This is a genomic window from Methanothrix sp. (assembly GCA_029907715.1).
Taxonomy (GTDB): domain Archaea; phylum Halobacteriota; class Methanosarcinia; order Methanotrichales; family Methanotrichaceae; genus Methanothrix_B.
This window is the reverse complement of record JARYLI010000035.1, coordinates 1-1740: the sequence shown is the minus strand read 5'-3', so window position 1 is coordinate 1740 and position 1740 is coordinate 1. Positions and strand designations below refer to the sequence as shown.

Annotated in this window: 1 protein-coding gene; it reads right to left on the bottom strand. The window is 45.5% G+C overall.

Annotation, left to right across the window (positions count from 1 at the left end):
• Positions 1 to 437: 437 nt before the first annotated feature.
• Positions 438 to 1220 carry a serine protease gene (locus QHG98_09695; protein MDH7597985.1) on the bottom strand — a complete coding sequence of 261 codons (783 nt, stop codon included), beginning with the start codon at positions 1218 to 1220 and terminating at the stop codon, positions 438 to 440.
• Positions 1221 to 1740 lie beyond the last annotated feature (520 nt).

The following is a 1740-nucleotide window of genomic DNA, read 5'->3' as shown; positions in this document are numbered from 1 at the left end:
TCTAAGCTGCTCCTCAGAACAAAACCCTTGGTGCAGCTTAAAACGTTTGCCACACGCCCCATCCCAGGAAATTGTTTCGAAAATCACCGTTAATGCGAAATGCAGGTTCCACCAGCCAGATTAGCGTCTCGACAGCTTCTCGCTGACAGAAGAAAAACTTTCGTTCACGCTCAGACGGTTCCAGTGGTTCAGCAGCTGGCGGGTGAGTGGTGTGACACTAGGCTACCTCCTCTCCCGCCATTTCCTTAACACGCTCTCGAATGGTGTTCACAAGTTCCATTGAAACGAACTCTTCCTCCAGCAAGGACGTCTGGGGCCCTCGAGTGTGAAGCCTGAGATAGTAACCTGCCGGTCGACGCCCCTCCTTTAGCACTGGTTGACCTTCTTCGTATGCCCAGTAGCGAGTTGGTTCTTTAAAAGGGAAATTGAGTATGGGATTATCGACCAGCATCTGCTGCACGCTCCTTGTAGTGATCTATGGATATGGCATAACCCATACCCAGTGGAATCTTCTTGGCAAATTGATCTAAGCTGTCCCCGACAGCCTTAAAGTCAGCAGCTACGTTTTCAATTTGTTTGAAGATGTACGCCAAGGCTAAATTTGTATCAATACCACTTATCCGAACACCAGGACGCTTTTCCAAATCCGCAGCTGTATTTTTAGCTTGTTCCCTAAGGCTGTCGGCATCCCTAACAAGTTTTTTTATCTGATTTAGGGTGTCCCCTAAGACCGCACTGGCGGAAACCTGCATTGAGACGACGCCGATCACCTTTGCCGAAGGAACATGGATGCATGGACTTCCGCTGAGTCCTGGCATGACTGTAGCGTCAAATTTGATTGCGTCAACATATTTGATTTTGATCTTTGCGGCGGCCATTCCGCGAATTGCAGTTAAAACACATTGGCCTGCAGGAAACCCAAGTATAAGTAGCTCGTCCCCTTCCTCTACGTCGGCGAATGTTCCGAGTTCTAGTATCTTATCCCACTGATTATTACCGGCATGTAGTCTCAAGACTGCAAAGTCGTATTCATCACACCTACATAAGATTTCAGCTGGAAATTCTCTTTGCCCCAAAATGACTGTCGCATTATTACCTGTAAGTACATGGTTGCAGGTTAGAAAACTGCCGTCATCTTTTATGAGGAAACCCGTGCCACATGAATCACCAGATTCGACAAAACCAACTGAAGGCTTTAATTTGGCTATTAATTCCCTCATAGTTACACTCCGATAGTGGTTCTAGACGGTGTTTTGGAACTCAGATCCTCTATATGAAGCTTGCTCCAACCCTGTAGGAAGTCTCTCAAACCTCTAGCAGGCCGAACTAATCCGTCTGGGGACTCTACATGATCAAACATCCACAGGTCCTCGGCTTGTTTCTCGCGCAAAAGCTTCCGATATTTGACTTTGTTTCGGTCCTTTGCATACCAAATTAAATAATCACATATCGATGCGCATGCGTCATCGGTTAAGACCGGCAGGCATATAATTGTGCTTTTAAAATTTTTCTTGCATAATTTTGCTTTTATGGCGGTCCAAGGATGTCGATTTTCATGCAGATATTGTTCAAAACAAACACATCTAATGGTCGTCTATCGCCCACCAACACATCCAACGTGTTTTCCCTATTTTAAGAGTGGGGGGAATTTTATTTTGTAGGGTATGGAAAATATGATGTGGTATGGTGGAAGTAAAATATGGCAGATGTGTTGTATGTGTTGGTGACCCAACCAAAAGA

Coding starts and splice junctions, on each gene's coding strand:
- QHG98_09695 (MDH7597985.1), bottom strand. CDS start 1,220: ATGAGGGAATTAATAGCCAAATTAAAGCCTTCAGTTGGTTTTGTCGAA.